The organism is Zooshikella ganghwensis DSM 15267, from assembly GCF_000428585.1.
Lineage (GTDB): Bacteria > Pseudomonadota > Gammaproteobacteria > Pseudomonadales > Zooshikellaceae > Zooshikella > Zooshikella ganghwensis.
In genome coordinates, this window is the sequence record NZ_AUAF01000232.1 from 1 (window position 1) to 4825 (window position 4825).

General features: G+C 43.9%; 5 protein-coding genes and 1 pseudogene. 2 read left to right on the top strand and 4 right to left on the bottom strand.

The window, feature by feature from the left end; translation table 11 throughout:
* Window positions 1-265: 265 nt before the first annotated feature.
* Window positions 266-1261 carry a phage portal protein gene (locus F607_RS31700; protein ID WP_084611407.1) on the bottom strand — a complete coding sequence of 332 codons (996 nt, stop codon included), beginning with the start codon at window positions 1259-1261 and terminating at the stop codon, window positions 266-268.
* A gap of 38 nt (window positions 1262-1299) precedes the next feature.
* Here F607_RS31700 and F607_RS0124725 point away from each other — a divergent pair, with 38 nt between their 5' ends.
* Window positions 1300-1491, top strand: coding sequence for a hypothetical protein (locus F607_RS0124725; RefSeq protein WP_027710179.1), 192 nt, complete (start codon window positions 1300-1302; stop codon window positions 1489-1491).
* 96 nt (window positions 1492-1587) lie between these two features.
* Here F607_RS0124725 and gpW read toward each other — a convergent pair whose 3' ends face one another.
* From gpW to F607_RS0124740, 3 genes are read right to left on the bottom strand one after another with little or no spacing between them, the layout of a single operon-like run.
* The gene (gene gpW, locus F607_RS0124730) at window positions 1588-1788 is read right to left on the bottom strand and encodes a gpW family head-tail joining protein (protein WP_038292203.1); all 201 of its coding nucleotides are present in this window, start codon (window positions 1786-1788) and stop codon (window positions 1588-1590) included.
* Window positions 1785-3839, bottom strand: coding sequence for a phage terminase large subunit family protein (locus tag F607_RS31705; protein WP_051311816.1), 2055 nt, complete (start codon window positions 3837-3839; stop codon window positions 1785-1787). The genes gpW and F607_RS31705 overlap by 4 nt, the downstream gene beginning before the upstream one ends.
* Window positions 3820-4299, bottom strand: a complete 480-nt coding sequence (locus F607_RS0124740; protein WP_027710181.1) for a DUF1441 family protein — start codon at window positions 4297-4299, stop codon at window positions 3820-3822. The genes F607_RS31705 and F607_RS0124740 overlap by 20 nt, the downstream gene beginning before the upstream one ends.
* A 349-nt stretch (window positions 4300-4648) precedes the next feature.
* Between F607_RS0124740 and F607_RS36250 the strand changes: the two are divergent.
* A pseudogene (locus tag F607_RS36250) lies at window positions 4649-4825 on the top strand (IS4 family transposase); the annotation flags it as partial.

Consider the following 4825-nt stretch of genomic DNA (forward strand, 5'->3'; position numbering starts at 1 on the left):
CACAGGCATTGTGCATGAGTGAATGCAGCAGATTGCTGAGAAGCGGCTAAAACACCGCTGATATCTTGAACAAACTTCTTTACATGTGGTGTAGGGTTAATAATCACAAACCGTCGTCTAGTAGTCGCTATTGATAGACAGAAGCGGTATATTACTACACAACTGGTCTGCAGTCGGGGTGTTGATCGTTCTTTGCAAGGCGAAGAAAAGGAGCCCTGGCTGTAGTCCAGTCTTCTCAGAACCATCTTACCCAGCTAGTCAAGTATTAAAAACTCCGGAATCGAGTATAACGAATATTATTGGCCCCTTGATGATAACTTTGTACCGCTTGCATATAACTGTTCAGCGTATTTTGGTTACTATTATTTGGCTCGCCGCCACCCAGGGCCGTCAGCACCGTTTGAGGATCAAACTCTGATTGAATCACCGCTGCATACATGGCATTCACGATGGCATTTTGCAGCGTAGCATCCTGGAATTGCTCCAGCATTTTTAGGTTGCGCAAAGTGCTGACAAAGACATTAATGCCCCGTGTTTGGTCCGGACGTTCAGGCTCAAACACATGCAGGATTTGCAATCTACCCCACGGCTTACGCCGTTTGATCTTTTTCCAGATATAGGCATCCAACGCTAAATCGACATCCCCTGGATGGGCGCAACGAATATGATAGGCCATTGCCTGGCCACGTGGACCTAATTCAACACCGGCTCTTAAGCGTTGAGTATCGGCTTGTTCAAACGGATTACTTAAGCGTTCACTGTCGATTAATTTAATGCAAGTCTGTGGTCGGTGATTATTGGAAGCTCGCCGCCATTCCGCTGATGCTAATATCTCCCCTTGGCTGGCATAGTGTCGTACAGACTCCCGTGCCATCATGGTCAGCGTACGCTTTTCTTCCGCATCAATCCAACAGTCCGGATCTTCCGCCCAATCCGTAAAACGCGCTTCAACATCCTTGGCCCAGAGGCTGGCTTTTTCTGCATCCAAACCAAGCACTTTATAATTCGGCTTGGCGGATAAGCGAAACTGATGGCCGACAATATTATCCACATAAATTTGTTCCGCACCATTCGCATAACCATGGGTACGTTTAATATCCCTAGCCCGGCTATTAAGCAGGGGCATTTCTGGCAGGTGTTCACGATCAATGGATAATAAAGCGGGTTGCCAAAAATCCATACTTTGTTGGACAGATTGTGTAGATAGCGGCTGTAATTCCATGGTTAATGGATTGCCTGTGGTGTCAATGAGACATGACATGGTAATATATTGAAAATTAAATAAGGATTAATTAGATCGTGGGTGCAAGTAATAAAAAGATATTATTAGTACTAAGCAGCATATTATTAAGTGTTATTTTATTAACTGTGTTAACAGCATCTGGATTTATTTTTTGGCTGTTTGATTTTGACTCAAGCCAATTACATATTGATACATGTGTTGAGATGGGAGGTCATTGGGATTTTCTTTTAAATCAGTGCCTTGATTAGTAAAAATAGTTTTTAAATTATATTCTTTTTCTAATTATTTTTTTATATGTATCAATATCGTTAAATTTTTTCGCAAAATAACACGATTATTACCTATCAAAAAATAAACTTAAAAGCGCGACGCTGTTTGGACTGATTAATTTCGGCTTCGAGCTGGTGAATATAATGCTTTAAATCCTCAGGTTTATGGTAGGTCACCATCGCCCCATCCGCATCACGGATGGATGCCCTTAATTCTCCTGTTTTCAGTTGATGCAAGGCTTGTCGTGCTTCCAATAAACGTTGCTCGGTATTCATCCAAGGGCTCTCCCTAATGCTGATAAATCTAATGGTTTTGGCTTTGAGGCTTCATTAAGATTGGTCACTTCAGGATCAAAAACCAACGTGTTTTCATCCCATGGCTGCGCCCAAGCGGGCGGGTTAGCCCAGTTAATAGTTTCAGCCTGCAGTTTGTGGACACAGGCGCTGTTATAAACGGACAAGTCCCAGGCTTCATTGGGTCCACCCAAAGATTCCCATTTCCCCTCAGCGTTACGAGTTTCAGCCGTGAGTTCTTCATAAAAGCTTAAGGGTAGCCAATCCGGAAAATGAAAATATTTTGGACCGGGTATGTCTCGATCCAATACATTATTTAACGCGTCTTTGAATAAATTGGTGTTCAATAGCTGTAACGGAATATCACCATAGATTTTGGCTTTACGCTGCGAATTATGGGTATTATCCGGAAAGGTTTCTCGCATTTTTTGCTGAGTATGGCGGTCACCTTTAATCAGCATAAAGCGGTGCTGCAAACCTTGTTTTTTGACTTTGCGGTAAAAGGCATAAGCATTATCCGTCACGCCATCCTCACCACCGGAATCACACGCCACCATGCGTATACCCATTACCCGACCAGAGCCGTCAGCTAAGGTATAGGCTTTATTCAATACCTTATCCAGCAATACATCCCAGTCCTCGGCATAAGCACCAGGATGAATCGGTAAACGTTCATCATCTTCATCAATGCGATACGGGGAATACCGTAACGCTAAGCGATCAATGAGCCATCGCTCTAACCCTTCTCCCCAGCCTTCTACCTGTACCACAAACCGGCGACGACTACCGGCTTGCACATCGATGGCAGCGGTTAAGAACCGGACACCATGAGGTATCGTGCGTTTTGTTAAGGGTTCTGCTCGTGCTTTTAAGCCTTTGGCGGTACGCTGATACTCATTAAGAATCGGGAAGTAAGGGCGGCCTAAATCGATATTAAATACTGATTTAAACTTTTCCTGACTTCCTGTTTGTTCATAATGCTGTTCCGCTAACAAGTAGGTATACAACAATTCTTGCCAGGTTTGGTACCCTGCTGCTGGGCCTTCCATCCAAAAGCTGGCATACCGCGATTGTCGTTTTTCCCCAATGACCTCACCTGCCGCAGTTAACTGCTGACCTTCAGCCAACCAACGGCACTGATTGTTAAGCTCATCTTTTTGGCTTGGTTCAATACGCAGCTGACAATGAGGACAGCGCATATAAACACTTTCAGAAGCCTTAACTGGGTCAGTGTGCTTTTCCCAATGCAATCGTTCAAAGATGGGTTGAAACCATTCCTGACAGTGTGGACAGGGCCAATATAAACGTCTTCGATCCCCCTGGTTATATAACCCTAAAATGCCTTGGCAAGGTGGTGCTTCATGAGGGGTATTTGCCTCCCAACGTAAATCAATTATGGGTTTACCTGGAGACGACTCGACTACGGTCATCCCACTCGACATAAAGGTTGTGGTGCGCTTTTTGGCGAGGGTAAACGGATCGCCTTCGGTATCAATATCGACTTTTAAGCGATCATAATCGGTAAGAAAAACATACTTATAGTCTGAGCTGGATAAGATGTTTTTAGTAGGCCAACCGATTTTTAAATAATTACCCGCCCGAAATATTTTATCGTGGACATTGTTGTCATGAGATCGTGGTGACAAACGTTTCGCTAACTCAGGGCTACAGTTAATTGCCCTATCTACCCGCTTTTTGGAGTACTCTTGTGCTTTTTCCTGGGCAATTTGCACAATCAGCATATCGCCCGGATTATGAGCGATAACGTAGCTTAACCAGCCTTCACCAAACGCCAGGGTTTTACCCGTACGTGCCGGACCGACAAAAAAGACAGCGGTATACTCACGACTGTTTAAACAATCCAGTGGCTCGATGATATAAGGGGTGATTTCCGGGGACCATGGATCACTCCCATTGCCGTTATTTTTGGGAACTCTTAAGGTTTGTTTAACCGCCTCACTAACGGATAACCTGCTGGGTGGTTTGATAATTTCAGCAACATCATCGGCAATATTATTCGTTTCGCAATGCATGTTTTAACTGGTGATACAACGACTGCCGTACATCATTCACAACATTTTCAACGGCTGTTAAGGCTTTAGGAGGTAAGGCACATTTGCGTTCCAAGTGATCTGGTAGGGTTCCACAGGCCTGAATCAGGACTTGAACAACTGTGTTCAGTGTACGTCGTACGTCTTCTGCCTCACAGAGCTGGCTTTCACGCAGCTCAAAATTAAGCCGCTCATTCTCCGCCTGAAACCAGTCTTTACGATCCTTAGGCTTCATTTTTTTTGGGTCATGCAGATCAGAGAGTTCAGTACTACCAAATAGCGCAGGCCCAACCTGGTCAGACGCATACACATCATAGCCTTTCAGTTTACCAACCGGTTTAATTTCCATCTCTTTCAGTCGCTTTGAAACGGTTTTGCGGCACATATTAAAGAGCTGTGCCATTTGGCTAATACTCCATTTTTCAATCAAAGGAGAAGTCATCCTGTTCGCCTCAGATATCGCACCTTTAAGTCTCTGTTTTTATTAATGAAAAGGGTATATGGTGGTGCGGCCTATTAGGCCGAAATTTTTGCGTTTATCGCGGGGATTGGACCAGCGTGTTGTAATAAAAGTGTCAGAAGGGACCCGTAAGGGGGGCGCAGATTTTGCGCCCTTATTGTTTGAGCTGATCTAAACTGGTTCATCTAGTTTATCAAGTTGTTTTTTAAAGTAATGGTCTATGTACAGGACAAAAAGCTGAATAAATGAGAAAAATCAACTAGTTAGAAGTGAATTAATCCCTCATTGGTATTACAATTCAGGCTGCGAAACCATGAAGAATTGTAAAACAATGAAAGAGATCAATTCACTCACCAAAGAGCTTAAAGGGGTTTTTGGTTGGCATCAAGCCCGAGTCACCTTGCTAGCCCAATTTATTCTAGCACTGGTAAAGGTTCGTTCAGTCAATCTCACACGTATAGCCCAAGTGTTTTATGGTACGACCTTACCGGCATCGAATTATAAGCGT